The following is a 24,469-nucleotide window of genomic DNA, read 5'->3' as shown; positions in this document are numbered from 1 at the left end:
CAGATCATCATGCTCACGCCGCAATAATCTGCGCAATTCCGTCATTTTCCGGCGCTAAGTTTCCGGCCGATATAACCCGGTTCCGGCCAGCCTCTTTGGCGCGATAGAGCGCCGCATCGCCGGCCTTGACAAGATCTTCAGCGGTCACCGTGTGAGACTGTCGGCTGGCACAGCCAATGCTGACGGTAACTTTGATATCCTCACCGGTTCCGTAATTGATAACAGCATTTTCGATAGCGCTGCGCAGCCGCTCCGCCATCGCCATGGCGCTGTCCTCGCCGCTTTGTGGAAGAATGATCGCAAATTCCTCGCCGCCATATCGGGTCACCACGTCCCCCGGCCGAGTTGTTTCGCTTAATAACCGGGCAATGGCCTGCAATACCCGGTCGCCGGTTTGATGGCCGTGCTCATCGTTAACGCGTTTGAAGAAATCGATATCAACCATCAGGAGCGCCAGCGACCGTTTGTGGCGATCCGCAATCTCGCATTCCTGCGGCAGCTGCTCGTCGAAACTGGCACGATTGAACAAGCCTGTCATGCCATCATGGGTCGCGCGCAGTTCAAGTTCCCGATGCAACCGCTGGAATGTGGCAGACGCGATGTTTAACACCCTGCCGAGTTGTCCCAGTTCGTCCCTGGTGTTGCGAAGTTTAACCCTGTGGGAGAAGTCCTTCTTGACGAGCTTGTGTGCGGCCTCATGAAGTTTTGTGATGGGCCGGAGTACCGAACGGCCGACTGCGAGCCCCATACCAATCAAAAGGCCCAGACCGATGAGAATGGCACTCAACATCGCATAAAAGGCCCTTCCTCCGACGAATTGGGCAGATTCCAGACGCGTCTGCATATCCTGCATTGAAAGTTTCTGGTACCTGGATATCGTCTCATAGAGCGGATCGACCACCGCGTGCACGCGCGCCAGAGCTTTGGTGTTCGCCTCGTTTGTGCCCGGCGTGTTCTGGAATACGTTGAGCATTTCAGCTTTCACACCTTGCCACGCCCGGTTGGTTACGGGGAGCGAGATTTTGGAATGGGCGTGTTCATTCGATCCGAATTGCCTCTCGGCTTCGGCCAGTTGGTGGAACTGCATATCCACCTGCTCCTCGATCGCTTTGAAACGGAATTGCGCGGACTGATCGCCTTCGAACAAGTAACCATATGCCAGATGATCAATCTCCCGCAGTGACTCCTGGATGCGACTGATCACGGAAATATCGAGATGCGTTTCCTCTACACTGTGCTCATATATATTCAGGAGCGCGCGGCCTGAAATCACAGTTATCAGGGCCATGATTGCAAGGCCAAGAATGGCAAGAGCGAAGGCGTATTGAAATCTTATGTGAATCGATCTGTGGAAAGGGTACGCAATCGCGGACCAGAATTTATGGAGCTGGCTGCGTCCCCTCCAGCGATTGCCCGAATAGCGAGGGGTTTTCAGACCCTGCGCGCCCGCAGGTTCGCGCCCAAAAAAACCAAAAAAGGAAAAACTTTTCAATTCGTACCACCCTTCTGTCAGCCCAGGTAAATCTGCTGATGTTGCAAAGAGCGTCTCACAATATTTTTTAGTTTAAGAAAATTCGATATTCCAATTTTTATTCAATAGTGAATTTAAATTTTAATCATATTTCTCGTTGAAGCCTCGGACGGGCCTGCGGTGAAGAGGCGGTACCGGAAAGTCCGCCTGCAGATCTTGCGCGCAGGGCTTTAAAACCGGACAGTTTCAAGCAAGGTTACCAGATCGGTTTTGCAGTGCAGCGAAAACGATCGTTGTTGCACCATTCCACTTACCTTCGACCCAAAACCCCTCAAGGACACGGATTGCCGTGGATCTTGTGCAATTCGTTGATGCGGTCTTCCAACTCGTCGCTCAAATCCAGATCTGCCGCGCCCAAAGCCACATCCAGTTGCGCCAGTGAGGTTGCGCCGATGATGGTGGCGGTGGTGAAGGGGCGGGCGGTGGCAAAGGCGATGGCCATTTGCGCCGGGTCAATGTCAAACTTTGCGGCGAGCGCGACATAGGCGGTGTAGGCCGCCTCCGCGCCCGGGCCCTCATAACGGGCCATGCGGTTGAACAGTGTGCGCCGGGCGCCTTTTGGCCTTGCGCCGTTGAGATATTTGCCGGTGAGAAAGCCCTGGGCCAAGGTGGAATAGGCCAGCAGGCCGACATCTTCACGCAAGGCTACTTCAGCAAGATTGACCTCGAATGTGCGGTTGACCAGATTATAAGTATTCTGGATCGACTGGACCCGCGCCAGACCCTTTGTCCGGTGGGCTTCCAGCCAGGACATGGTGCCCCAGCTGCTTTCATTGGAAAGGCCGATGGCGCGAATTTTGCCGGCAGTGACGAGCTCCGTCATGGCCTCCAGGGTTTCCTCGATCGTGATTTCATCCTCAAGCCGTTCAGGCTGTTTGAAGCGCATCGGGCTGGCGCCGAAGCCGGGCATGTTCCGGTCGGGCCAGTGAATCTGATACAGATCGATATAATCGGTTTTCAGTCGCGTCAGGCTTTTGTCGACGGCTTCAAAGATGTTCTTGCGGTCCAGCTTCGGCAGCGCGCCGTCATCGCGAAACCAGTCCATGCGGTCGCTGCGGCCGACCACCTTGGTTGCCAGAATGACTTGATCGCGGTTGCCGCTCGCCTCAAACCAGTCGCCGATGATCTGCTCGGTGCGCCCGGCCGTGGCGGCCTTTGGCGGAATCGCATACAGCTCGGCCGTATCAAAGAAATTGACCCCCGCTTCAAGCGCGCGGTCCATCTGGGCAAAGCCGTCGGCTCTGGTGTTCTGTTCGCCGAAGGTCATGGTGCCAAGGCACAGGGCGGAAACATTGATATCGGTGCGGCCAAGCCTGCGCATGTCCATAGGTAAGGTCCTGAATTGGTGAGAAATAAATGCGATCTGGTGGGAGGTGTTACGAGGCGTCGGCGATTCTGTCCAGCAGCGCTTCAACGCTGGGTAAAATGCGCTCCACGATCACGGCAACGCCGTCTGCTGTGGGATGCAGCCCATCGGCCAGGTTGAGCGCCTTTTGTCCGGCGACGCCGTCGAGGAAAAACGGATAGAGGAGGACATCGTATTTGTCGGCAAGCTCGGGGTAAATGGCATTGAATTCGGTGCCGTAATCCGCGCCAAGATTGGGCGGCGCGAGCATTCCGGCGAACAGAACCTCAATGCCGCGTTCGGCAAAGCGGGCGAGTGCCGTATCCAGAGCGGTGCGGGTGATCTGCGGGTCAATGCCGCGCAGCGCGTCATTTGCGCCCAGTTCCAGAATGACACCGTCAATGTCCTCGCCAATCGACCAGTCCAGCCGTGCCAGCCCGCCGCTTGCGGTATCGCCGGATACCGCGGCGTTGCGCACTTCGACATGCAGCCCCTTCGCGGTGAGCGCTGCCTGCAGCTGATCGGGAAACGCCGCTTGCGGGGCCAGTTGATAGCCTGCCGACAGACTGTCACCAAACGCCGCCAGAACGGCTTTTTGTTCCGCCATTGCCGGTCCGGTCCAGAATACGGCCTGCCAGGCCAGCAAACATGCTGCAGCTATTATTTTGCAATGCATCAGAAGTTTCCCATATGAGAGCAAGTCTTTCATTCCGGTCTCAGCCACAAATTGTGCTTTTGGCTGTGCTGTTGGCCGTGCAATTTCCATATAGGGCAGAATATCGTGACCGAAATACCCTCGAGCCAAACCGCCGGGCCAGCCATTCGACTTGATGACGTTCATCTCAGCCTCGGCAGCGGTGCGGGACGGGTTCATATATTGAAGGGTTTTTCGTTTGAAGTGAAGCGCGGCACGTCTCTCGGTCTGATCGGACCCAGCGGCTCGGGCAAATCCACCCTGCTGATGGTGATCGGCGGGCTGGAACGGGCCGATAGTGGTGTGGTTGAGATTGCCGGCCAGAGCTTTGACGGGCTGTCTGAAGATCAGCTGGCGGTGTTCCGCGGTGCTCATATCGGCATCGTGTTTCAGTCGTTTCATCTGATTGCCAATATGACGGCGCTGGAAAATGTTGCCGTTCCGCTGGAGCTTGCCGGTGCGGCAGATGCGTTTGAGCGCGCCCGCAGCGAGTTGGAAAGCGTCGGCCTTGGCCAGCGGATGGGCCACTATCCTTCGCAACTGTCCGGAGGCGAGCAGCAACGTGTCGCCATTGCGCGCGCTCTGGCACCAAGGCCAACCCTGCTGATTGCCGATGAACCCACCGGAAATCTGGATGCCGAAACCGGCCGCGACATCACCAATCTGATGTTCAAAATCCAGAAGGAACGCGGCATGACGCTGGTTCTGGTGACCCATGATGGCGGTCTGGCCAATGAATGCGAACGGGTTGTCGCGATTCGCTCCGGGGAAATTTATGAAGACCGGGCGGCAGGTGAAGACCTGCTGCAAAGCGCATGAGTGCGCCGGCTTTGCCGAATCAGGCTCTCCGGGTTGCGCCGCCTGCCGGGTTGTCATTGCGCTTTGCGCTGCGCGAATTGCGCGGCGGGCTGAAAGGGTTTTACATTTTTCTGGCCTGTCTGGCGCTCGGCGTCACGGCGATTGCCGGGGTCGGCTCGGTCTCGCGCTCTCTCAATGAGGGGATATCCCAGGGCGGCACCACGATCCTGGGCGGTGATATCGCCGTTGAACTGGTTCATCGCGAGGCGGAGGCAGCCGAGCGGGCCTATATCGACAGTCTCGGCGAGGTGTCAGAGATCGCCACGATGCGGGCCATGGCGCGGCGCACTGACGGTACTGACCAGACGCTGGTCGAATTGAAAGCAGTCGACGCTGCCTATCCGCTGACCGGCAGGGTGGAGACAGCCACCGGCGCGGAATTTGCGCCACTGCTGGAACGCGCGTCGGACCCGGACGGATTGTGGGGCGCGCTGGCAGTGCCTGAACTTCTTGCCCGGCTCGATCTGGAGGTCGGCGATACGCTGAAGCTTGGCGATTTGACGTTTCAGATCCGCGACACGCTGACGGTTGAACCGGACCGGCTTGCCACTGGCTTCGGCTTTGGTCCACGGCTGATGATCTCTGCACCGGCGCTGCGCGAAAGCGGCCTCATTCAGCCCGGCAGCCTGATGGACTGGGTATACCGGGTCAATCTGCCTGCCAATGCCAATTCGGATGCTGACATGGAGCGCATTGCGGCGGACGCGGACGAAAAATTCCCGCTGGCAGGCTGGGATATTGATACCCGCAACAATGCCTCTCCGGGTCTGCGCCGCAATATCGAGCGATTTGCGCAATTCCTCACCCTTGTCGGCCTGACAGCGCTGGTTATCGGCGGCGTCGGTGTTGCCAATGCAGTGCGCGCCTATCTCGACACCAAGCAGAAAGTCATTGCCACTCTCAAATCGGTCGGCGCATCGGGCGGCTTTGTGTTCCGGGTCTATCTGTTTCAAATCCTGATCCTGGCGCTGGTCGGTATCGCCATTGGACTGTTGGCAGGTGCGGCAGTGCCATTTGTGGCGGCCGGTTTTCTGCGTGACATCCTGCCGGTTGATACCGCCATGGGGATTTATCCCCAAGAACTCGCTTTGGCAGTGCTTTACGGCATTCTGACCACCCTGGTGTTTGCGCTGTGGCCGTTGGGGAAAATTCAGCAGGTATCGCCGACCGCGCTGTTCCGAGATGAAGCTGTCGCCGGGTCCGGCCTGCCGGGATGGCCTTATCTGCTGGGTTTTCTCGGCGCGATTATCGCGCTCATCAGCGCTGCGATTTTCCTGTCCTATGATCCGTTTATCGCCACCGTGTTTGTTGGCGCCTGTGTGGTTGCCTTCGTGCTGCTGCGGTTTGTCGCCACGCTGATTATGGCGGCGGCAAAACGCGTGCCGCGTCCGCGTTCAACGCCATGGCGGCTGGCCATCGGCAATCTGCACCGCAAAGGCGCGTTGACGCCAAGCGTGGTGCTGTCGCTGGGGCTGGGGCTGGCGCTGCTGGTATCGCTGACCCTGATCGACAGCAATTTAAGACGGCAGCTCAGTTCCACCATTGCCGAACAGGCGCCGAGTTTTTTCTTTGTCGACATTCAGAGCAATGATCTGCAGCAGTTCAAGGATGTGCTGTCCGGTGTTGCGCCCGGCGGCGAAGTCGTAACGGTTCCGATGCTGCGCGGGCGGATGATCTCGCTGGCCGGTGTCCCGGTCAACGAGATTGAAGTACCGCCCGGCTCGGAGTGGGCGCTGCGCGGTGATCGCGGCGTCACCTATTCCGCAACTCTGCCGGAAAACTCGAATTTGACCGAGGGGGTCTGGTGGCCGGAAGATTATCAGGGCAAGCCTCTGGTTTCCTATGATGCGGAACTGGCCACAGAGTTCGGTCTGAAGATCGGCGATGAGATTTCCGTCAATGTGCTTGGCCGCGAAATTGCGGCCGAGATCGCCAATCTGCGCGAAGTGGACTGGGAAACGCTGGCGATCAATTTTGTTCTGGTGTTCTCACCCAATACATTTGCCGGTGCGCCGCACAGCGTTCTGGCCACCCTGACCTATCCGCAGGGTTCACAGACCGAGGATGAGCTGGCGGTGCTGAAAACCGTGACGAATGCGTTTCCGGCGGTGACATCTGTGCGGGTGAAGGATGCTCTGGACCAGGCCAACGCGCTGATCGGACAACTGGCCCTTGCGGTGCGGGTGGCAGCCAGCATTGCGCTGATTGCCAGTATACTGGTTCTGGGCGGCGCGCTGGCGGCCGGACAGCGGCATCGTGTTTATGACGCCGTCATTCTGAAAACGCTGGGGGCGACGCGGATGAAGCTCATTCAGGCTTTCGGCCTTGAATATCTGCTGCTGGGCTCCGTCACGGCGGTGTTCGGGCTGATTGCCGGGTCAGGGGCGGCGTGGTTCGTACTGGAGCGGGTGATGGGCGTGGATTTCACATTCCTGCCCTCAGTGGCCCTGTCTGCACTGCTGACGGCCCTTGTGCTGACAGTCGGATTCGGGCTGGCCGGTACCTGGCGTCTGCTCGGTCAGAAAGCCGCGCCGGTGCTGCGGGAACTGTAAGGCAGGTCGGGCACGGGCTCTTTACATAAAGCCTGCGGGCTGGCTTTCGACCAGTGCAACTTTCAGCTTTTCCAGGGCGCGGCATTCGATCTGTCTGACCCGCTCCTTGGAAATGCCAAGGGTTATTCCAAGGGATTCAAGGGTTGCGCCGTCTTCACTGAGGCGGCGGTCGCGGACAATGCGCATTTCCCGTTCCGACAAGACACTCATTGCCGATTTCAGCCATTTGGAGCGGCGCTCCTGGTCCATGGCTTCCGGCACTGTCTCACCCTGATTGGGGCGCTCATCGACGAGAAAATCCTGGCGGTCAGCGCTTCCCCCGTCGCTTTCCGTGAGCGGGGCGTTTAACGACATGTCCGGTCCGGAGAGACGGGAATTCATCGTCGCGACATCCTTCACGGAGACGCCTATGGCATTGGCGATCTCGGTGAAAGTCTCATGGGTCGGAACGCCGCCATTGGCGGCGGTGAGCTTGGCACGGAGCCGGCGCAGGTTGAAAAACAGGGATTTTTGAGCCGAACTTGTGCCGCCGCGGACAATCGACCAATTGCGCAGAATATGGTCCTGAATCGAGGCGCGGATCCACCAGGTGGCATAGGTTGAGAACCGCACTTCGCGCTGTGGATCAAACCTTGCCGCAGCCTCCAGCAGACCGACATGGCCTTCCTGGATGAGATCGCTCATTGAAAGCCCGTAATAGCGGAATTTGGCAGCGAAGGAAATCACCAGCCTCATATGCGCCGACGTCAGCTTGTGCAGGGCTTCCTGATCGCCTGCCTCTTTCCAGCGGACCGCAAGCTGGTGCTCCTCGTCGCGCTCCAGATAGGGCGCTTTCATGGCTGTCCGCATGAAGGTTCGGCGTGCCGTGTGATCATCACTCATACAAATCTCCGCTGCCGGTTGGTCTGTGTGCAGGTGCTCTAAGGTTGAGTACGGGCATGTGGACAAAACGGATCACTCAGCGGCCGGTTTTTGTGACCGGGAGTCTGGAAGTGTACTCTGAAAACATAAAAAACCGGAGCTGCTGGGCAGCTCCGGTTGGCAGTTTGTGGTTTATGAATGGGCTCAGGCCCGCATGCTATGCAGCAGCAGCAGCCTTCGTCTCCGTTTCATCCTCGGCAGCATCCTCTTCGGTGGTCTTGGGACCACGGCGCGGGCTTTTTGCCAGATGGGATTCAATCAGACGCACGGTTTCTGTCTCGGTCTGCTTGTTGACTGCAGACAATTCCCGGGACATGCGCTCCAGAGCAGCTTCATAAAGCTGGCGCTCGCTGTAGGACTGCTCGGGCTGATTTTCAGAGCGGAACAGGTCCCGCACGACTTCGGAAATCGAGATCAGATCGCCCGAATTGATTTTCGCTTCATATTCCTGGGCGCGGCGGCTCCACATGGTGCGTTTGACGCGGGCACGGCCTTCCACAGTGGTCAGCGCTTTGGTGACGGTTGCATCGTCAGCCAGTTTGCGCATGCCGACACTGTCGATTTTCGCGACCGGAACCCGGAGGGTCATCTTGTCGTTGAGAAATTCGATGACAATGAGTTCCAGTTCCATGCCTGCGATTTCCTGCTTTTCAATAGCAGTAATCTGACCGACACCATGCGCCGGATAGACAATATACTCGCTCACTTTGAAACCGTGACGCTGGGTTGTTTTCTTGACTGCCATACGCTTTTCACTCCTAAGTCCGGTCCCGGATACGTATCTTAGACCGGACGGGTTTGTGCACCATACACAGACAGAAGTTTAAGCTGTCTGAATTGTTGGCGCTTTGCCTGCTTGTTAGATGGTTAATTCCGGGTTGGGCGGCTGGATTCTTTTCGTTTGCGCGGTGCAGGCAGCCGCAATTGCTGCCATGCCCGGTGTCCTGTGTTGTGCCGTCAACCAATTCATATGCCGAAAGGTCCCTAAATCCGCGTGACCACAATAGAACCTGCCTTGCGCACTGTCCTCCAGCGCACCAGGCTGATTTCAAACCTAAACCGGGTACTTCCAGCTGAAAATAAACAGCCGGAATTGCAGCTTCAAATGATGTTTTGTCATCCGTTGACTCGAACGTTGATTCGAAAATCGCTTGGCGACCTGCCCGACAAGATTTGATGTCAATCTCTGTATAACAAAAAAAACCGGAAAAATCAATGGTTTCTCGCGGTGCACAAAAATTGGGTAAAGAAGGCTGACATATTCGGGGCTGTCAGTCGGTCAGACCGGTGTGGATCGGGCTTTAATCGCCTTCGCCCGGTGCCTCGGTGAAATATTTCTCGAATTTGCCGCCCTCGCCATCATGTTCCTTGGCGTCTGCCGGCGGTTCCCGCTTGATGGTGATGTTAGGCCATTTCTCGGCATATTCGGTGTTGATCCGCAGCCACTTTTCCAGCCCGGGTTCAGTATCGGGCTTTATCGCTTCGGCCGGACATTCAGGTTCGCAGACACCACAATCAATGCATTCATCGGGATGGATCACTAGCATATTGTCGCCCTCGTAAAAGCAGTCCACCGGACAGACCTCAACGCAATCCATGTATTTGCATTTGATGCAGTTTTCGGCAACGATATAGGTCAAGAGTCGGCTCCTGGATCGGGCTTTCGAGTTTGAATTCTGCTATCTGGTTTTCCGGCAAAGCTCAAGCAAAAGCAGTGCGGCAGACAGCCGGTTTTTAGTCATCTGTTCCCTTCAGACGGATCAAATCCCGACGGGCACGCTTGTCGGGACGTTTGTCTGGAGCCGGAGCTGGCCCCTTGCGGGCCCTTTCTTCTGCTGTCATGGGGACAGGCGGCGGCGTCAAATCCTGGTAGAGAGTTGCAGCTTCGACTGCCGGGCCGCGCCGTGTGCCAGCTTTGACAAATTTAAGTATCCTGATCCGTTTTGGCAAGGCGATGGTGAGCACATCTTCCGGTTTTAGGACAAAACTCGGCGATGTAGTGCGCTCGCGGTTGACGCGAATATGCCCGCCCTTCACGAGCTTCTGTGCCAGGCTCCGGGTTTTCACTGTGCGGGTGAACCAGAGCCATTTGTCGAGCCGCTGTTGGTCGTCCTCTGACACGACAAGATCAGTTCATTTGATAAGTCGACATCAACGTAGCCTAATCCTTCTTTCGAAGAGTCTGTTTGAGGGCGGCCAGAGCCGCAAATGGTGAATCCGGGTCGATCTTTTTTTCCGGCCTTGGCGGCCGGCCGCCCGGACCGGGTTTGCGGGTGGATTTATGGCCAGGTTTCTGATCCGATTTGTGATCCGATTTTCGGCTTCTATTGTGGTCTTGATTTTGGCCCTGATTTTGGCCAGACCTGTCGCCTCCGGGGCTGGCATCCTGCTTCTGGCCGGATCTTTGGCGTTGAGATTGCCTGCCGTCGCGTTTGCCTGCGCTGCGGTCATTGTGAAACCGCGGTTTGGGACGCCACACTTCGATAAAACGGGCCTCATCAGCATCTGCTGCAGGAGCGTTCTCAGCAGGGCTGGCGTCAGAACTGGCAACAAAAGGACTGGCATCAGAAGGACTGGAAACAGCAGGACTGGCAGGTTCGGTTGCCGACACCGCATCGTCAGCGGAAGTCGGGGTGGTGGTGGCCGCGCTGGCGTCAGCGGCTTCTGCAGGCGCAACATCAGAAGGCACAACATCAGAAGGCGCGATGTCTGACGGGGCAGCATGAGCGGGAGCAGTGTCCGGTTGAGCTGTTTGCGCAACTGCTGTTTCTGCAATTGTTGTTTCTGACGCTAATATTTCTGGCGCTAATGTTTCTGGCTCAGCGGGTTGGCCGTTTTCAGCGCTGGACGCAGCACCAGGCGCTGTCTGGCCAGCCTCGGCGCTGTCCGCTTCGCCCGGTTCCGCAGCTGATTCAGATTGAGGTTGCGGTATCGGGGCCTGCTCTGCTTCGCGGCGTTCCATGCGATAGCCAAGAGATTTCAGCACTTCGCTGAAATCCTCGCCGGCACAGCCGAGCAGGGAAGTCATGCCGACAGTGATGGTGAAGCCCGGACCGTCCAGCGCACCTTGAGGCTTTTCGCCCGCTCCGCCGGGTTTCCAGGCCATCAGGGGCCGGATCAGATCGGCCAGCCGTTCCAGAATATCAATCCGTACTGCCCGCTTGCCGCAGATCTTGAAGCCGACGAGGCGGTAGAGTTCCGGCAGATAGCTCGGTTCGACCGGAACCGACGTACGCCCGGCGGCTGACAAAGCAGGAATTTCCTCCCGGCCTGGCAGATCAACCTCACCCTTGTGAAGCGCAAACAGATCAACCAGCAATTTACTCGGCGCCGGTTTGAGCAATTGCGGCACGAAGATATGAAATGCCCCGAATCGCACGCCAAGCTGGCGCAGTCCGGCTCTGGTTTCCTGATCCAGCGCCTTGATTTCGTCGGCAATGGCGGACCGCGCCATAATGCCGTGATGTTCCGACAGGCGGAATGCCACGCCGCGCGCCGTGCCGGACAGGTTTTCAGCGTCCGTGAGATCGAATAATGGCTTCAGCAGTGTTTTGATATGGCTGTCCAGCCACAGATCGAGCCGTGCCTGTATCTGGTCGCGGGGGGCACCGTTGAGTTGTTCATCCGCCAGCAACAGGGTGCGTGGATGCAGCATCTGCTCGGTCGCAATGGCTTTGGCAATGACCTCGCCGCGCCAGCGAATAGACCCGTCCGCCGTCAGAGTGAAATCCTCATTCGGGCTTTGCGACGCCTTGACGGCTTTCTTGCTGATCGCCTCTGCCAGAGACTTGTCGGCAGCCGCGCGCACAGCCTTGGCATCAACGCCTTCTGCCGATGGATCGGCCTGGAACCGGAAGCCGGACAACTGGCCGACATGATGGCCTTCGACCAGCACGTCACCGGTGGATGTAATCTCTGCATCAAGCATAGTCTTCTCTTTCAGTTGCCGCATCAGCACACTGGTGCGGCGGTCGACAAATCGTTGGGTCAGTTGATCGTGGAGAGCGTCCGACAGACGGTCTTCCACTGCTCGGGTTGCTTCCTGCCAGGTCCAGGCGTCTTCCAGCCAGTCGGCACGGTTGGCAACAAAGGTCCATGTACGGATCTCGGCGATGCGGCCAGCCAGCGTATCAATATCACCGACGGGTTTATCGGCCCGTTCGACCTGTTTGCCAAACCAGTTTTCATCTATTTTTCCGTCACGGGCAAGAAAACCGAAAATATGATTGATCAGGTCTGAATGCTGGACGGGCGATATGTTCAGATAATCGGGAATGCGGCAGGCATTCCACAACAGTTCGACACGGTCGGGGCGGGTTACCAGAGCGGTCACTTCCGGGTCGCGTGAGAGGCGGTCGAGCGCCTCCCAGTCCTCCGTCGGCGGTGCGCGGGTCAGGCCCGGTGCATCGGGTGTGATTTCAAGGCTTCTGCGCAAGCTGTCGATGGTCGAAAAATCCAGCTGGCGATTGCGCCATTGCAGGATTTTCACCGGCTGAAAGCGGTGGTTCTCGATGGCATCGACCAGCTCTTCGGAAAACGGCGGCACCGCATGGGAGACGCCAAAGGTGCCGTCGCGCAGATGACGCCCGGCGCGCCCGGCAATCTGGCCGATTTCCGCTGCATTCAGTTTGCGGAATTGAAACCCATCATATTTGCTGTCAGCGGCAAAGGCGACATGATCGACATCCAGATTGAGGCCCATTCCAATGGCGTCGGTGGCGATGAGAAAATCCACATCGCCATTCTGGTACAATTCGACCTGTTTGTTGCGCGTGCGCGGACTGAGCGAGCCGAGAACCACGGCTGCGCCGCCGCGCTGCCGGCGAATCAGTTCGGCAATGGCATAGACCTCATGGGCGGAAAAGGTGACGATAGCTGACCGGCTCGGCAGGCGGGTCAGTTTTTTTGAGCCGGTATAGGCCAGGACGGACATGCGCGGCCGGGTGATGATGTTCGCCCCCGGAAGCAGCCGCTCAACGATGGAGCGCATGGTTTCTGCGCCCAGCAACAGAGTTTCCTGGGTGCCACGCAGATTGAGTAGCCGATCGGTAAAAATATGGCCGCGATCGAGATCTGACGCCAGCTGGATTTCATCGATGGCGGCAAAGGCGCATGTGGTATGATTTGGCAGCGCCTCGACGGTGCAGACGAAATAGCGCGCGTTTTTTGGAACAATTTTCTCTTCACCCGTCACCAGCGCGACATTCTCCGCCCCGGCGCGGACAACCAGTTTATTAAAGACTTCACGGGCGAGAAGACGCAGGGGCAGGCCGATAATACCGCTCTCATGGCCGAGCATGCGCTCAATTGCCAGATAGGTTTTTCCGGTATTGGTGGGGCCAAGAACCGCAGTTACATTGCGGTTGTGCATGCGCGTCGGTGTTTCAGGTTTAGCCGAACCGGTGGAGAGGGCATCATTAAGGGCCACGCGCGCCGCTTTCTTTCAGGCGGGCCAAACGCACAATTTCGATCAGACTACATTATCGATCAGACCACATTATCGATCAGACAATGACAGCGCGTTCAGCCGGATTGTAGGTTACTGGCTGCGACAATGTGCAGCGTCGGGCCGGTTGATAGCACCGGCTATTCCTGATTGCCAGTCCTGTCACTGTTTTATGCTGAATCGCGATCGGCGTGCCGGGCAAACTCCGCGGCGCAATTTACTGCGACCGGAGGGCCGCTACGTTTCCATGCTGAATTAAGGTGTGGAACCATAGCGGAACAAACCGTGCCCGAATCGCTGTTTATTTGTTGTTCTTCTTTTGTTCACCACAATCAGTTGTGGTTCTCACGGTATCCAAACACTAAACACCGTGGAAGCGGATTTTTTCGCAGTGCGTGCGCAGCCGCGGCATTTACGATTTTGGTTCAAAACGGGACAGCTGAATCGCCGGGAGATATGGCACTTTTCAAAGTGGCCTGCAGTATTATTAACCAATGGATCGAATGAGGAACAGACAGGCGACGAATCAGTGACTGTCCTGAGTTGCTGGTTTGTTCTTACAAGATAATGCGTTTCGGAGAAGCCCAGCTACATGATATGCAAGGCCACCGATCAGCATCCTGCCGGCGGACGCACAGTTTCTCCGCTTTGTTAAGGTTTCTGTTCCAAAACAGAACAGGCCTTGGCCGTGTGTTCGCTGCAGCGGTGATTTCGCTGCTGCTACCACCACTGCCACCACTACTGCCAAGGCTACTGGCGCCGACATGTGGCGGGACAGGCAACAGAATCTTTCGATGATCAAGGAAAACCTTGACGCATGGCTGCTTTCTGCCCTATGACCGCTGCGAATTACCTCCCTATGCATTCGGGTGCACGGTGTTGAGGCCTTTCCGGCCTCCCATTGGCAGTTGCTAATGGCCAGCGTCCGAACCGGTTTTCAGCCACACAGGGTGGATTGTCGAACAAAATTTTCGAAAGGTTTGTGCCATGGCACGACGCTGCGACTTGACCGGTAAAGCGGTTCTGACAGGAAACAATGTAAGCCATGCGAAGAATCGTTCGCGGCGGCGTTTTTTGCCGAATCTGTGTGATGTTTCCCTAACAAGTGAAGTTCTTGGTCAACAGATCAAATTGCGGGTTTCCGCTTCTGCGCTGCGCACAGTAGAGCATCGCGGTGGCCTCGACGCATTTCTGGCAAAGGCCAAGGATGAAGATCTGTCATCGGAAGCGCTCCGGGTCAAAAAGCTGGTTGCCAAAAAACAGCCCGCTGCTGCTTGATCATACGAGCAATCCGCGTCCGGATTGCTGATGTTTTGACCGAACGCGCTTCATCTTGCGATGCAGCGCGTTTTTGTGTTGTCCTGTTTTCAGTGAGATTGCCGTCATGAACGCCTCATCCCTTTTCCAGCCCAAGCTTCTTGTGGCCATCGCCGCCATGGTCGGCGTGGTGCTGGCCTCCAATTATCTGGTGCAGTTTCCAGTTGATCTGGTTGTCGCCGGATTTAGCCTGGCAGATCTGTTTACCTGGGGGGCGTTTAGCTATCCATTGGCGTTTCTGGTGACGGATCTTACCAACCGCCGGTTTGGAGCAAGCCGGGCACGAGTCGTGGTGCTGAGTGGCTTTGCACTGGCCGTTCTCCTGTCGCTGTGGCTTGCCACGCCGCGCATTGCCATCGCATCTGGATCCGCGTTTCTGATTGCGCAGCTGCTCGATGTGTCTTTGTTCAATCGTCTGCGTTTCAGCAGTGTATGGTGGAAGGCGCCGGTGGTGTCTTCGGTCACTGCGTCGGTGGTCGATACGGCATTGTTTTTCACTCTGGCATTTGCCGCAGGGCTGTCGGTCCTTGGACCCAATGACGGATTTGCTATCGAGACCGCACCCTTGTTTGCTTTCGGTGTCGAGGCACCGCGCTGGATGTCGTGGGCGCTGGGCGATCTGGCAGTCAAGGTGCTGGCTGTCGCGTTCCTGCTGGTACCGTATCGCCTGTTGACGGGCTTTATCCGCGAGGCTGGTTCGCCGAAGCCGGGCGAGGCCGCGGCGTAACGCCGAATTCTTCCGGGCGCAGAGCAAATTCCAGCAACAAAGTGCGCTGGAAGAAATTCATATTATCGTCAGATATCAGCAGAATAACCGGCGTGCCATCAGGATCGATACGCACAGCCATGCCTTCCATATTGTCAATCTGATGGGTCAGATCGGCGGTCATCAGATCAAGGCCATCCAGAACGATGCCTGCTGCCAGTTGTTCGGGATTGATATCGGCGGCAGCGATCCGGCGGATCCGCACTGCACTGCCGAGAATCAGGGAAAACCGGCGTTCGAGCAGCAGCAGATCGCCATTCGGCAGAAAATCCGCAGCGGTGATATCAAAATCGCCGCGCCGGCGGATTTTGAAGCGCAGTGATGTGCCGCCATTCAAAATCCAGCCGGAATGATTGCCGCCTGACAGAATCCGCTCGCCGATGGCGACCACAGACCCGGCAAAAGCCGAGCCCTCCGGCGGAATTGCAACGGCTTCAATGCCGCGATTTCCCTTGATCCGGTTCAATACATTGCTCTCAGTCAGAATCTGACCCCGTGCCAGGAACCCCTGATCTGCAAGATCAAACGAGCGCAATTTTCCCTTCTGACGCTCAAATGAGACAATTGCCTTGCCGCCCGACAAGGTGAGACCCTCCGCGTCGGCATACCATTTGCGGCCCTGATTGAGCGGGGCGCCTTCCTGGTTGCGGATGGGCCCTGTTGTTGTGTCGGTGAGCCCGGTAATACGTCCCCTGTCCCGCGTGATCCCGGCACTGAACCAGCGGCCGGTATCGCTGACAGCAAGCAGGCCGCCGCCATCGGCGCTGACCGCAAGCCCGGAGAAGGCACCAAAGCCGTCGGACCCCAATAAGGCGAAGCCGCCCCGGAACTGCAAAGCACCGAAATTGACTTTTTCATTGCCGACGATGAATTGCTCGATCGGTTTGGCTTCAATCGTAATGGCGGTGCCGCCGGCCACAGACCACGGCAGAGGTTCTGCCGCGGCCGGGCCGGCAAAGACGGCAGCCAGCCCGCCGAGGCAGAACCAGGCTGTGCGAAGCGCCGCTGCTGCGGGGATTCCCCGCCTACCGGCCGTTTTTTGAACCGCGCGCATTTGCATCTTCGTCAAACAACTCCACCAGCTTATCGGTCATCGCGCCGGCCAGTTCTTCTGCATCGACAATGGTAACGGCACGACGATAATGCCTTGTAACATCATGTCCGATACCAATGGCAACCAGTTGAACCGGAGAACGGGTTTCAATCTCTTCAATTACCTGGTGGAAATGTTTCTCCAGATAATTGCCGGGATTGACAGAAAGGGTTGTATCATCCACCGGTGCTCCGTCAGAGATGACCATCAAAATGCGCCGGCTTTCGGGCCGGCCGAGCAGGCGCTTATGAGCCCAGTCAAGGGCTTCCCCGTCGATGTTTTCCTTGAGCAGGCCTTCGCGCATCATCAGGCCCAGATTACGGCGTGCCCGGCGCCATGGCGCATCGGCCGATTTATAGATGATATGGCGCAAATCATTGAGCCGGCCCGGCATGGCAGGCTTGCCGTCCTGCAACCATTTTTCACGCACCTGTCCGCCTTTCCAGGCGCGGGTGGTGAACCCCAGAATCTCGACTTTTACGCCACAGCGTTCCAGGGTGCGCGCGAGAATATCAGCACAGGTCGCCGCCACAGTAATCGGCCGCCCGCGCATGGAGCCGGAATTGTCGAGCAGCAGCGTCACCACCGTATCCCGGAAATCAGTGTCCTGCTCATGCTTGAATGATAGCGGCGCGGTGGGATCAATGACAATGCGGGTCAGGCGTGCGCTGTCGAGGACACCCTCTTCCAGATCAAATTCCCAGGATCTGTTCTGCTGCGCCATTAACTTGCGCTGCAACCGGTTTGCAAGTCGCGCCACGACGCCCTGAAGACTGTTCAGTTGCTTGTCAAGAAAGGCACGCAACCGCTCCAGTTCAGCCGGGTCGCACAGATCTTCTGCCGCAATGGTCTCATCAAATTCGCGGGAATAGACCTTATAGGCGTTGTCGTCATTGCGCATGCCGCGCGGCGTATTCGGCCGCGTAGTCTCGCCGGAATCATCCATTTCCGCAGACGCATCATCGTCGCTGTCGGAAAAATCGGCTTCACCGGCTTCCGATTCGCCAGCGTCCTGTTCTTCGCCGGTGGCTTCGCTCTGGCTTTCAGAATCCGCGCTGTCGCCATCACTCTCGTCAGCTTCGCCCTGGGCCGCATCATTGCCGCTGTCGCCGTCATCGCCATCATCATCATTGGGGTCATCATTATCGGCGGCGCCGTCGAAATCGTCGCCCATGCCGAAATCCGTCAGCACATCGCGCACTGCATCGGCAAAAGCTGTCTGATCCTCCAGAACATCGCCAAGCCCGGTCAGCCTGTCCCCGGCTTTCTCATCAATAATGCTGCGCCAGACTTCAACCAGATCATTGGCACTTTGTGGCGGCCGGTATCCGGTGATTTTCTCACGCATGAGCAACGACAAAGCGTGCTCCAGCGGCGCGTCGTCGGTGGAATCAATGGTGCCGAAATCGGTTCTGGAAAACTTGTCTTCCAGCATCGCGGAGAGATTTTTGGCAACGCCTGACATGCGCTTTGCGCCGAGCGATTCACAGCGGGCCTGTTCCATGGCGTCGAAAATGACGCGGGCGGTTTCGGTCGACGGAGCGCGCCTTGCGTGAAGGACGGGGTCGTGAGCGGCAATGCGCAAGGCCATGCTGTCTGCCATGCCGCGGGCGGTGGCCAGATCTTCCGCTTTTGCACCGCGCGGCGGCTCCGGCAGGCGTGCCCGCCCTGGCGCGAGGCTGGGCCGGTTGGCAGCAAAGGTGACTTCCAGCTCAGGCTCTCCGGCCATGGCGCGCATGGTCAGTGCCACGCTGCGTTTGAATGTCTCGCTGGCGTTTGCCGCTTGCTTTCCGGCGGCGGCCTTGGAGCCGGTTTTTGGCTGGGGATGTAGCATCGCCGTCAGTCCGCGCTCTAGCCGGTGCCCAGGACCAGATTGGCAGATGATTCTGGCAGTTCCTCGCCAAAGCAGCGCTGATAGAACTCGGCCACCAATGGGCGTTCCAGTTCATCGCATTTGTTGAGGAATGTCACCTGAAAGGCGAACGCCAGCTCGCCGAAAATATTGGCATTTTCAGCCCAGGTGATCACTGTGCGCGGGCTCATGACCGTGGACAGATCGCCATTGATGAAGGCACTGCGCGTCAAATCCGCAAGACGCACCATATTGGAAACGGTTTCGCGTCCTTCGGCGTTTCTGTATTGCGGAGCCTTGGCGAGGACAATGTTGGTTTCCTCATCATGCGGCAGATAGTTCAGGGTGGTCACAATCGACCAGCGGTCCATCTGACCCTGATTGATCTGCTGAGTGCCATGATACAGACCCGATGTATCGCCCAGACCAATGGTGTTGGTGGTGGAAAACATCCGGAAACACGGATGCGGGCGGATAACCTGGTTCTGATCAAGCAGGGTCAGCTTGCCCTGAACTTCCAGCACGCGCTGGATCACAAACATCACATCGGGCCGTCCGGCATCATATTCATCGAACACCAGCGCGATATTGTGTTTCAGCGCCCAAGGCAGAATGCCGTCGCGGAATTCGGTGATCTGCTGGCCATCGCGAATAACAATTGCATCCTTGCCAATCAGATCGATGCGGCTGACATGACTGTCAAGATTGACGCGGACCGTAGGCCAGTTTATGCGCGCGGCGACCTGCTCGATATGGGTTGATTTGCCGGTGCCGTGATAGCCGGTCACCATGACCCGGCGGTTGTGGGCAAAACCGGCCAAAATGGCCAGCGTGGTGTTTTTGTCGAACAGGTAATCCAGGTCGAGATCGGGCACATATTCATTGGCCTCACTATAGGCAGGGACCATCAGATCGCTGTCGATGCCAAAAGTTTCGCGAACGGATAACTGGATGTCCGGCATTCCGGAATCGGCCGTTGCGGGAGAGGTTGAAAATGCGGCTTCAGTCATGGGTATCTCCAGCGCGACCGGGAGAGGCCGGCTCTTATGTTGGTTTCGCCTGTTGAGTTCAGACCCTAGCAGAACCCGGCGGCCTTGAGGTAATTATAGGCCTGAATGATCTCGCGCAAGCGGTCTTCAGAACCCTTGTCACCGCCATTCACATCAGGATGGTGCTTCTTGGCAAGCTCCTTGAAGCGTTTCTTGATGTCATCTTTCGTCGCAGTGCCATCAAGCTCGAGAGTTTCCAGCGATTGTTTTTCGACATTCAGCAGCTTTCTGCCGCGCTGGTTCGGTGATTCCTGCTGACCGTTCTGCGCTTTCTGGCGGGCGCGGTGTGCCATGAACGCATAGGGGTTATGGGGCTTGGCGCTGGTCGGGCCATCCTTGCCATTCACGCCCATTTTCCAGGTGGGGCGATGACCGAAAGACGCGTCTTTCTGGAATCTGGCTATGTCGCCATCATCCATGCCGGAAAAATAGTTGTAGGTCTTGTTGTAGTCACGCACATGATCCAGACAGAACCACAGATAGTCATTATCGCGGCCGCGGCCTTTTGGCGCCCGGTGGGTGGCCGCTTCGGAACATTCGGGATGCGAGCACAAAGTGTCTCTGGCAGGCTTGGCTTCAGCCGCCATTTTTTTCCGCTTGCGCGCTTTCGCGGGCGAAATCCGGATCTTGTCGAACAGGTTATTATCAGCGCTCATGGTGCTCTTACGAATCGAATGAATTTGGTTTTGAAAAAACCGACGCAATATTGTGTCGCTTTGCGGCGCGTGTTTCAAGACCTTCCGGCAAGGTTGTCACATAGGAGCGCATTTAATGTCCGTCAAAGCACAAATTGAGGAAAAATTGACACAGTCTTTCCAGCCGACTGCCCTCACCGTTGTGGATGAGTCGCATCTTCACGCTGGCCATTCCGGCTGGCAAGAGGGCGGTGAAACACATTTTCGTGTCGAAATCACGGCACCTGGATTTGCTGAAATGAGCCGCGTCGCAAGGCACAGGGCAATCAATCAGTGCCTGGCGGAAGAGCTGGCCGGCAAGGTGCACGCCCTGGCAATCAGGGCCGAGGCCAGCATCTAGACCGCTTCATGGTTCAGTGTAAACATGAAGCGGCCCGGGGCCTTTTGATCAACCTGCATTATGACGATTCGCCAAACTATTCGCCAAACTATTCGCCAGACTATTCGGTGGCGCGTTCAACGTCATATTCTTCGCGCAGGGTATTCAGCTTTTCGGTGAAGCGTTCGCTGATCACGACATTGCGCACACCCTCTTCGGCCTCCTCAAAGGTTGGAAGCGGAGCGCTGCCTTTTTCATAGACCTGAATGACATGCCAGCCGAACTGGGTCTGGACCGGCTCAGATGTGATCGAACCCGGTTCCAGAGCGAAGGCTGCGGCTTCGAATGTCGGTACCATCTGGCCGCGTGAAAATTCACCAAGATCACCGCCACTGGGTCCGCTGGGGCCGGTGGAGCGCTCTTTGGCAAGGGTTTCAAAATCCGCCCCGGCCTGCAATTCTTCGATGATCTTTTTGGCTTCGTCTTCTTCCTTGACCAGAATGTGACGGGCGCTGACAGTCACGTCCGGCGTAAGTTTGCCGATCTCCACCTCGTAACGGGCTTTGATTTCATCGTCGCTTACGGCCTCAAGAATTTCCTTTTCGAAATAGGCATTGCGCAGAGCGCGCGCTTCCATAAGCTTGACGCGGCGCTTGAATGTTTTACTATCGCCAAGCCCGGTTTTCCGCGCTTCCTGGGCAAAAATTTGCATGTCGATCAGCAACTCGATGAGTTTTTCACGGCGCTCGGCTTCGGGGATGTCCTGCAGAATTTCAGCAAAATCCTGGTTGGCAATAGACAGATCCTGCTCGGTAATCTTGGTGTCACCCACCGTCAGCACGAGGGCATCGGGATCGGGGGCATTTTCCATCGGCTTTTCTTGCGCAAACCCGCTCTGGGCAAGGCCAAGGGCAAATACGCCTGCCATGGTCAGGGTTACAAATGAATGGCGAATAGCCAGCATAATGAGTTCCTCTACGTCAGATTTTCATGTTTTGGTGGGCAATGGCGGCCAGCCATAGCTCATTTTTTATGGACTTGCATCCTTATCATTTCGTCATAATTTATATGCCGGCGGGCGAATTGCTGAAAAAGCGGTCAGAATTGCGTGATATCGCTGCAGGTTGAAGGGCGAAGCGCGGTTAGCGCGTTGACATGCCCCATGCCCCCTCCTATCTGTCAGCGGTTATTTCCGCCAAGTGCATTAACGCCCTTCGGCATTTTACGAAACATAGAGAATTTAAGGATTGGCACATGGTTGGCCTCGGCGCACTTGCCCGCAAAATGTTTGGCTCTGCCAATGACCGGCGGGTCAAATCGTTTCAGCCCAAAGTGGATGAGATCAACGCGCTTGAGGCGGAGGTTAGCGCGCTGACAGACGCGCAGTTGCGCGCGCGCACAGACGCATTCCGGCAGCAACTGAAAGATGGTGCGAAACTCGATGATCTGCTGGCTCCGGCTTTCGCCACGGTGCGCGAAGCCGCCAAGAGAACCCTGGGACAGCGGCATTTCGATGTTCAGCTGATCGGCGGCATGGTGCTGCACGAAAATTCCATTGCTGAAATGAAAACCGGTGAGGGCAAGACGCTGGTTGCAACCCTTCCGGTGTACCTCAATGCGCTGACCGGACGCAGCGTCCATGTGGTCACGGTGAATGATTATCTTGCCTCGCGCGATGCCGGCTGGATGGGCGAGATTTACGAGTTTCTCGGCCTGACCACGGGCGTGATTGTGCATGGTGTGGATGATGCCGGCCGCAAGGCGGCCTATGCTGCCGATGTGACCTACGGCACCAATAATGAATTCGGCTTTGACTATCTGCGCGACAATATGAAATCGAATATCGATCATATGGTTCAGCGCGGGCATTATTACGCCATCGTCGATGAGGTCGATTCAATTCTCATCGATGAGGCCCGCACACCGCTGATCATCTCCGGCCCGCTGGAAGACAAATCAGAGCTCTATGTGCAGATCGATGCGTATATTCCCGGTCTGGATGAGGCGGATTTCGATCTTGATGAAAAGGCGCGCAGCGCCACGTTCACCGAAGCGGGAACGGAAAAGCTTGAAACGCGTCTGACCGAAGCCGGGGTGATGAAGGGCGAGTCTTTGTATGATGTTGAGAATATCACCGTAGTACATCACCTCAATCAGGCACTGAAAGCGCACAAGCTGTTCCAGCGCGACAAGGACTATATCGTGCGCGACAATGAAGTCGTCATCATTGACGAATTCACCGGCCGGATGATGCCGGGCCGACGGTTTTCTGAAGGCCTGCATCAGGCACTGGAAGCCAAGGAAGACGTGGCGATCCAGCCGGAAAACCAGACGCTGGCTTCAATCACCTTCCAGAACTATTTCCGGATGTATGAAAAGCTGGCCGGCATGACCGGTACGGCCTCCACGGAAGCTGAAGAATTTGGCGACATTTACGGCCTCGGCGTTGTCGACATGCCGACCAATCGCGATATTACGCGTATCGATGAAGATGATGAGGTTTACCGCACGGTTGAAGAAAAATACCGCGCCATTGTCCGCGATATTATCGAAGCGCGGGAAAAAAGTCAGCCGGTGCTGGTGGGTACAACGTCAATCGAGAAATCTGAACTTCTTGCCGAGTTCCTGAGGACGGAAAAAATCAAGGATGTGAAGGTTCTGAACGCCCGCTATCATGAGCAGGAGGCGGCGATTGTGTCCCAGGCCGGTGTGCCCGGCGCCATTACCATTGCAACCAATATGGCCGGACGCGGTACGGATATTCAGCTTGGCGGCAATCTGGACATGCGCATCGATCAAGAATTGTCCGATCTTCCCAAGGGTGAGGAACGCGACCAGGCAATTGCGAAAATTACAGCGGAAATCGAAGAAAAGAAGCAAGAGGCGCTGGCAGCCGGCGGGCTCTATGTGATCGGCACGGAACGCCATGAAAGCCGCCGCATCGACAATCAGCTGCGCGGCCGTGCCGGCCGTCAAGGCGACCCCGGGCGGTCCAAATTCTTCCTGTCGCTGCAGGATGATCTGATGCGCATTTTCGGCTCTGACCGCATGGATGGCATGTTGCAGAAGCTTGGCCTGAAAGAAGATGAAAGCATCGTTCACCCGTGGATCAACCGGGCGCTGGAAAAGGCGCAGCAGAAGGTCGAGGCGCGGAACTTCGATATTCGCAAGAATATTCTGAAATTCGATGATGTGATGAACGATCAGCGCCGCGTGATCTTCGAGCAGCGGCTTGAACTGATGCGCGAACAGGACCTGTCTGAAGCCACGGCCGATATGCGCCACGATGTGGTGGAGGCGATTGTCGCCAAACATATTCCTCCAAAAGCCTATGCCGAACAATGGGACGGAGCGGGCCTGCAGAGTGATGTCAAAACCAAACTCAATCTTGATCTGCCGATCCTCGACTGGGTGCAGGAGGAAGGCATTGCCGATGAGCAAATCCGCGAACGTCTGACCCGCAAGGCCGATGAATTCTTCGCCGCCAAAGCGGCGCGATTCTCGCCGGAAATCATGCGTCAGGTGGAAAAGGCCGTTCTGTTGCAGACCCTGGATCATTTGTGGCGGGAACATCTCGTGCAACTTGATCATCTGCGCCAGGTGGTGGGGTTCCGCGGCTATGGCCAGCGCGACCCGCTGAATGAATACAAGGCGGAGAGTTTTGAGCTGTTTGAGACGCTGTTGCTGAGCCTGCGGGAATCAGTGACGATGCAGATTGCCCATATCGAACTGTCGCGGGAATTGCCGCAGATGCCGGATGATCCGGATGACGACGAGATGATTGAATCACACCCGGACCCGGAAACCGGTGAGAACCGGGCAGGCGCGCCGATTTCTGCCAATGCAGCTGCCAATCGCGATGCCGACAATCCGGAAAGCTGGGGCAAGGTGGGACGCAATGAAGCCTGCCCGTGCGGTTCGGGCAAGAAATTCAAACATTGCCACGGGCAGTTTGCCTGATTGGTTCATTTCACCGGGTTTACGCGCGTCCAATCAATAGACACGCAGTCCCGGTAAAATGATCTGGTATC

At 56.8% G+C, this 24,469-nt stretch carries 19 protein-coding genes; 6 read left to right on the top strand and 13 right to left on the bottom strand.

From position 1 onward, the window contains the following. Positions 1-13: 13 nt before the first annotated feature. The 3 genes from RAL88_RS11065 to RAL88_RS11055 form a co-directional block, all read right to left on the bottom strand. Positions 14-1,288 carry a GGDEF domain-containing protein gene (locus RAL88_RS11065; protein WP_306269533.1) on the bottom strand — a complete coding sequence of 425 codons (1,275 nt, stop codon included), beginning with the start codon at positions 1,286-1,288 and terminating at the stop codon, positions 14-16. 514 nt (positions 1,289-1,802) lie between these two features. Continuing rightward, a complete protein-coding gene (locus RAL88_RS11060) occupies positions 1,803-2,858 on the bottom strand; it encodes an aldo/keto reductase (RefSeq protein WP_306269531.1) in 1,056 nt (351 codons plus the stop codon). 49 nt (positions 2,859-2,907) lie between these two features. Next, on the bottom strand, positions 2,908-3,483 hold the full coding sequence (locus RAL88_RS11055; RefSeq protein WP_306269529.1) for an arylesterase: 576 nt from the start codon (positions 3,481-3,483) through the stop codon (positions 2,908-2,910). Positions 3,484-3,666: 183 nt separating this feature from the next. Between RAL88_RS11055 and RAL88_RS11050 the strand changes: the two genes are divergently transcribed. Both RAL88_RS11050 and RAL88_RS11045 read left to right on the top strand, forming a co-directional pair. After that, positions 3,667-4,389, top strand: coding sequence for an ABC transporter ATP-binding protein (locus RAL88_RS11050; RefSeq protein ID WP_306269652.1), 723 nt, complete (start codon positions 3,667-3,669; stop codon positions 4,387-4,389). After that, a complete protein-coding gene (locus tag RAL88_RS11045) occupies positions 4,386-6,980 on the top strand; it encodes an ABC transporter permease (RefSeq protein WP_306269527.1) in 2,595 nt (864 codons plus the stop codon). The genes RAL88_RS11050 and RAL88_RS11045 overlap by 4 nt, the downstream gene beginning before the upstream one ends. A gap of 21 nt (positions 6,981-7,001) precedes the next feature. On the opposite strand, the gene RAL88_RS11040 is transcribed toward RAL88_RS11045, so the two are convergent. The 5 genes from RAL88_RS11040 to RAL88_RS11020 form a co-directional block, all read right to left on the bottom strand. Next, positions 7,002-7,862, bottom strand: a complete 861-nt coding sequence (locus RAL88_RS11040; RefSeq protein WP_306269526.1) for an RNA polymerase factor sigma-32 — start codon at positions 7,860-7,862, stop codon at positions 7,002-7,004. Positions 7,863-8,058: 196 nt separating this feature from the next. Beyond that, on the bottom strand, positions 8,059-8,646 hold the full coding sequence (locus RAL88_RS11035) for a CarD family transcriptional regulator (RefSeq protein ID WP_306269525.1): 588 nt from the start codon (positions 8,644-8,646) through the stop codon (positions 8,059-8,061). A gap of 556 nt (positions 8,647-9,202) precedes the next feature. Beyond that, positions 9,203-9,541, bottom strand: coding sequence for a ferredoxin FdxA (gene fdxA / locus RAL88_RS11030; RefSeq protein WP_306269523.1), 339 nt, complete (start codon positions 9,539-9,541; stop codon positions 9,203-9,205). Positions 9,542-9,635: 94 nt separating this feature from the next. Further along, on the bottom strand, positions 9,636-10,022 hold the full coding sequence (locus tag RAL88_RS11025; RefSeq protein WP_306269522.1) for an RNA-binding S4 domain-containing protein: 387 nt from the start codon (positions 10,020-10,022) through the stop codon (positions 9,636-9,638). Positions 10,023-10,062: 40 nt separating this feature from the next. After that, positions 10,063-13,329: a helicase-related protein gene (locus tag RAL88_RS11020; RefSeq protein ID WP_306269520.1), complete on the bottom strand. Its 3,267-nt coding sequence runs from the start codon at positions 13,327-13,329 to the stop codon at positions 10,063-10,065. 1,005 nt (positions 13,330-14,334) lie between these two features. On the opposite strand from RAL88_RS11020, the gene rpmB reads away from it, so the two are divergent. Then, positions 14,335-14,625: a 50S ribosomal protein L28 gene (gene rpmB / locus RAL88_RS11015; RefSeq protein WP_306269518.1), complete on the top strand. Its 291-nt coding sequence runs from the start codon at positions 14,335-14,337 to the stop codon at positions 14,623-14,625. Positions 14,626-14,731: 106 nt separating this feature from the next. Next, complete coding sequence (locus tag RAL88_RS11010; RefSeq protein ID WP_306269517.1) at positions 14,732-15,391, top strand: VUT family protein; 660 nt, start codon at positions 14,732-14,734, stop codon at positions 15,389-15,391. Here the strand turns inward: RAL88_RS11010 and RAL88_RS11005 are convergent. The 4 genes from RAL88_RS11005 to RAL88_RS10990 form a co-directional block, all read right to left on the bottom strand. Further along, the gene (locus tag RAL88_RS11005; protein ID WP_306269516.1) at positions 15,345-16,484 is read right to left on the bottom strand and encodes an esterase-like activity of phytase family protein; all 1,140 of its coding nucleotides are present in this window, start codon (positions 16,482-16,484) and stop codon (positions 15,345-15,347) included. The genes RAL88_RS11010 and RAL88_RS11005 overlap by 47 nt on opposite strands. Then, positions 16,456-18,357: a cobaltochelatase subunit CobT gene (gene cobT, locus RAL88_RS11000; protein ID WP_306269514.1), complete on the bottom strand. Its 1,902-nt coding sequence runs from the start codon at positions 18,355-18,357 to the stop codon at positions 16,456-16,458. The genes RAL88_RS11005 and cobT overlap by 29 nt, the downstream gene beginning before the upstream one ends. Positions 18,358-18,374: 17 nt before the next feature. Further along, a complete protein-coding gene (gene cobS, locus RAL88_RS10995) occupies positions 18,375-19,385 on the bottom strand; it encodes a cobaltochelatase subunit CobS (RefSeq protein ID WP_306269512.1) in 1,011 nt (336 codons plus the stop codon). A 65-nt stretch (positions 19,386-19,450) separates the two neighbouring features. Further along, complete coding sequence (locus tag RAL88_RS10990; RefSeq protein WP_306269511.1) at positions 19,451-20,080, bottom strand: J domain-containing protein; 630 nt, start codon at positions 20,078-20,080, stop codon at positions 19,451-19,453. A gap of 115 nt (positions 20,081-20,195) precedes the next feature. Between RAL88_RS10990 and RAL88_RS10985 the strand changes: the two genes are divergently transcribed. After that, positions 20,196-20,459: a BolA family transcriptional regulator gene (locus RAL88_RS10985; protein ID WP_306269509.1), complete on the top strand. Its 264-nt coding sequence runs from the start codon at positions 20,196-20,198 to the stop codon at positions 20,457-20,459. Positions 20,460-20,559: 100 nt separating this feature from the next. Here RAL88_RS10985 and RAL88_RS10980 read toward each other — a convergent pair whose 3' ends face one another. Continuing rightward, positions 20,560-21,402 (bottom strand): peptidylprolyl isomerase, encoded by an 843-nt coding sequence (locus tag RAL88_RS10980; RefSeq protein ID WP_306269507.1) that lies wholly within the window; start codon positions 21,400-21,402, stop codon positions 20,560-20,562. Between the two features lie 290 nt (positions 21,403-21,692). Here RAL88_RS10980 and secA point away from each other — a divergent pair, with 290 nt between their 5' ends. After that, positions 21,693-24,398: a preprotein translocase subunit SecA gene (gene secA / locus RAL88_RS10975; protein WP_306269506.1), complete on the top strand. Its 2,706-nt coding sequence runs from the start codon at positions 21,693-21,695 to the stop codon at positions 24,396-24,398. Positions 24,399-24,469: the final 71 nt, after the last annotated feature.

The organism is Pararhizobium sp. IMCC3301 (assembly GCF_030758315.1).
Taxonomy (GTDB): domain Bacteria; phylum Pseudomonadota; class Alphaproteobacteria; order Rhizobiales.
Note: the sequence above shows the minus strand (reverse complement) of the source record. Positions and strands in the feature narration are given on the sequence as shown.

Bases quoted from the DNA above. Each gene is read 5' to 3' on its own strand.
- cobS (WP_306269512.1), bottom strand. From the start codon at position 19,385: ATGACTGAAGCCGCATTTTCAACCTCTCCCGCAACGGCCGATTCCGGA.
- rpmB (WP_306269518.1), top strand. From the start codon at position 14,335: ATGGCACGACGCTGCGACTTGACCGGTAAAGCGGTTCTGACAGGAAAC.
- RAL88_RS11005 (WP_306269516.1), bottom strand. From the start codon at position 16,484: ATGCGCGCGGTTCAAAAAACGGCCGGTAGGCGGGGAATCCCCGCAGCA.
- RAL88_RS10980 (WP_306269507.1), bottom strand. From the start codon at position 21,402: ATGCTGGCTATTCGCCATTCATTTGTAACCCTGACCATGGCAGGCGTA.
- cobT (WP_306269514.1), bottom strand. From the start codon at position 18,357: ATGCTACATCCCCAGCCAAAAACCGGCTCCAAGGCCGCCGCCGGAAAG.
- RAL88_RS11055 (WP_306269529.1), bottom strand. From the start codon at position 3,483: ATGGCGGAACAAAAAGCCGTTCTGGCGGCGTTTGGTGACAGTCTGTCG.
- RAL88_RS10990 (WP_306269511.1), bottom strand. From the start codon at position 20,080: ATGAGCGCTGATAATAACCTGTTCGACAAGATCCGGATTTCGCCCGCG.
- RAL88_RS11035 (WP_306269525.1), bottom strand. From the start codon at position 8,646: ATGGCAGTCAAGAAAACAACCCAGCGTCACGGTTTCAAAGTGAGCGAG.
- RAL88_RS11060 (WP_306269531.1), bottom strand. From the start codon at position 2,858: ATGGACATGCGCAGGCTTGGCCGCACCGATATCAATGTTTCCGCCCTG.
- RAL88_RS10985 (WP_306269509.1), top strand. From the start codon at position 20,196: ATGTCCGTCAAAGCACAAATTGAGGAAAAATTGACACAGTCTTTCCAG.
- RAL88_RS11010 (WP_306269517.1), top strand. From the start codon at position 14,732: ATGAACGCCTCATCCCTTTTCCAGCCCAAGCTTCTTGTGGCCATCGCC.
- RAL88_RS11040 (WP_306269526.1), bottom strand. From the start codon at position 7,862: ATGAGTGATGATCACACGGCACGCCGAACCTTCATGCGGACAGCCATG.
- secA (WP_306269506.1), top strand. From the start codon at position 21,693: ATGGTTGGCCTCGGCGCACTTGCCCGCAAAATGTTTGGCTCTGCCAAT.
- RAL88_RS11045 (WP_306269527.1), top strand. From the start codon at position 4,386: ATGAGTGCGCCGGCTTTGCCGAATCAGGCTCTCCGGGTTGCGCCGCCT.
- RAL88_RS11065 (WP_306269533.1), bottom strand. From the start codon at position 1,288: ATGGCCCTGATAACTGTGATTTCAGGCCGCGCGCTCCTGAATATATAT.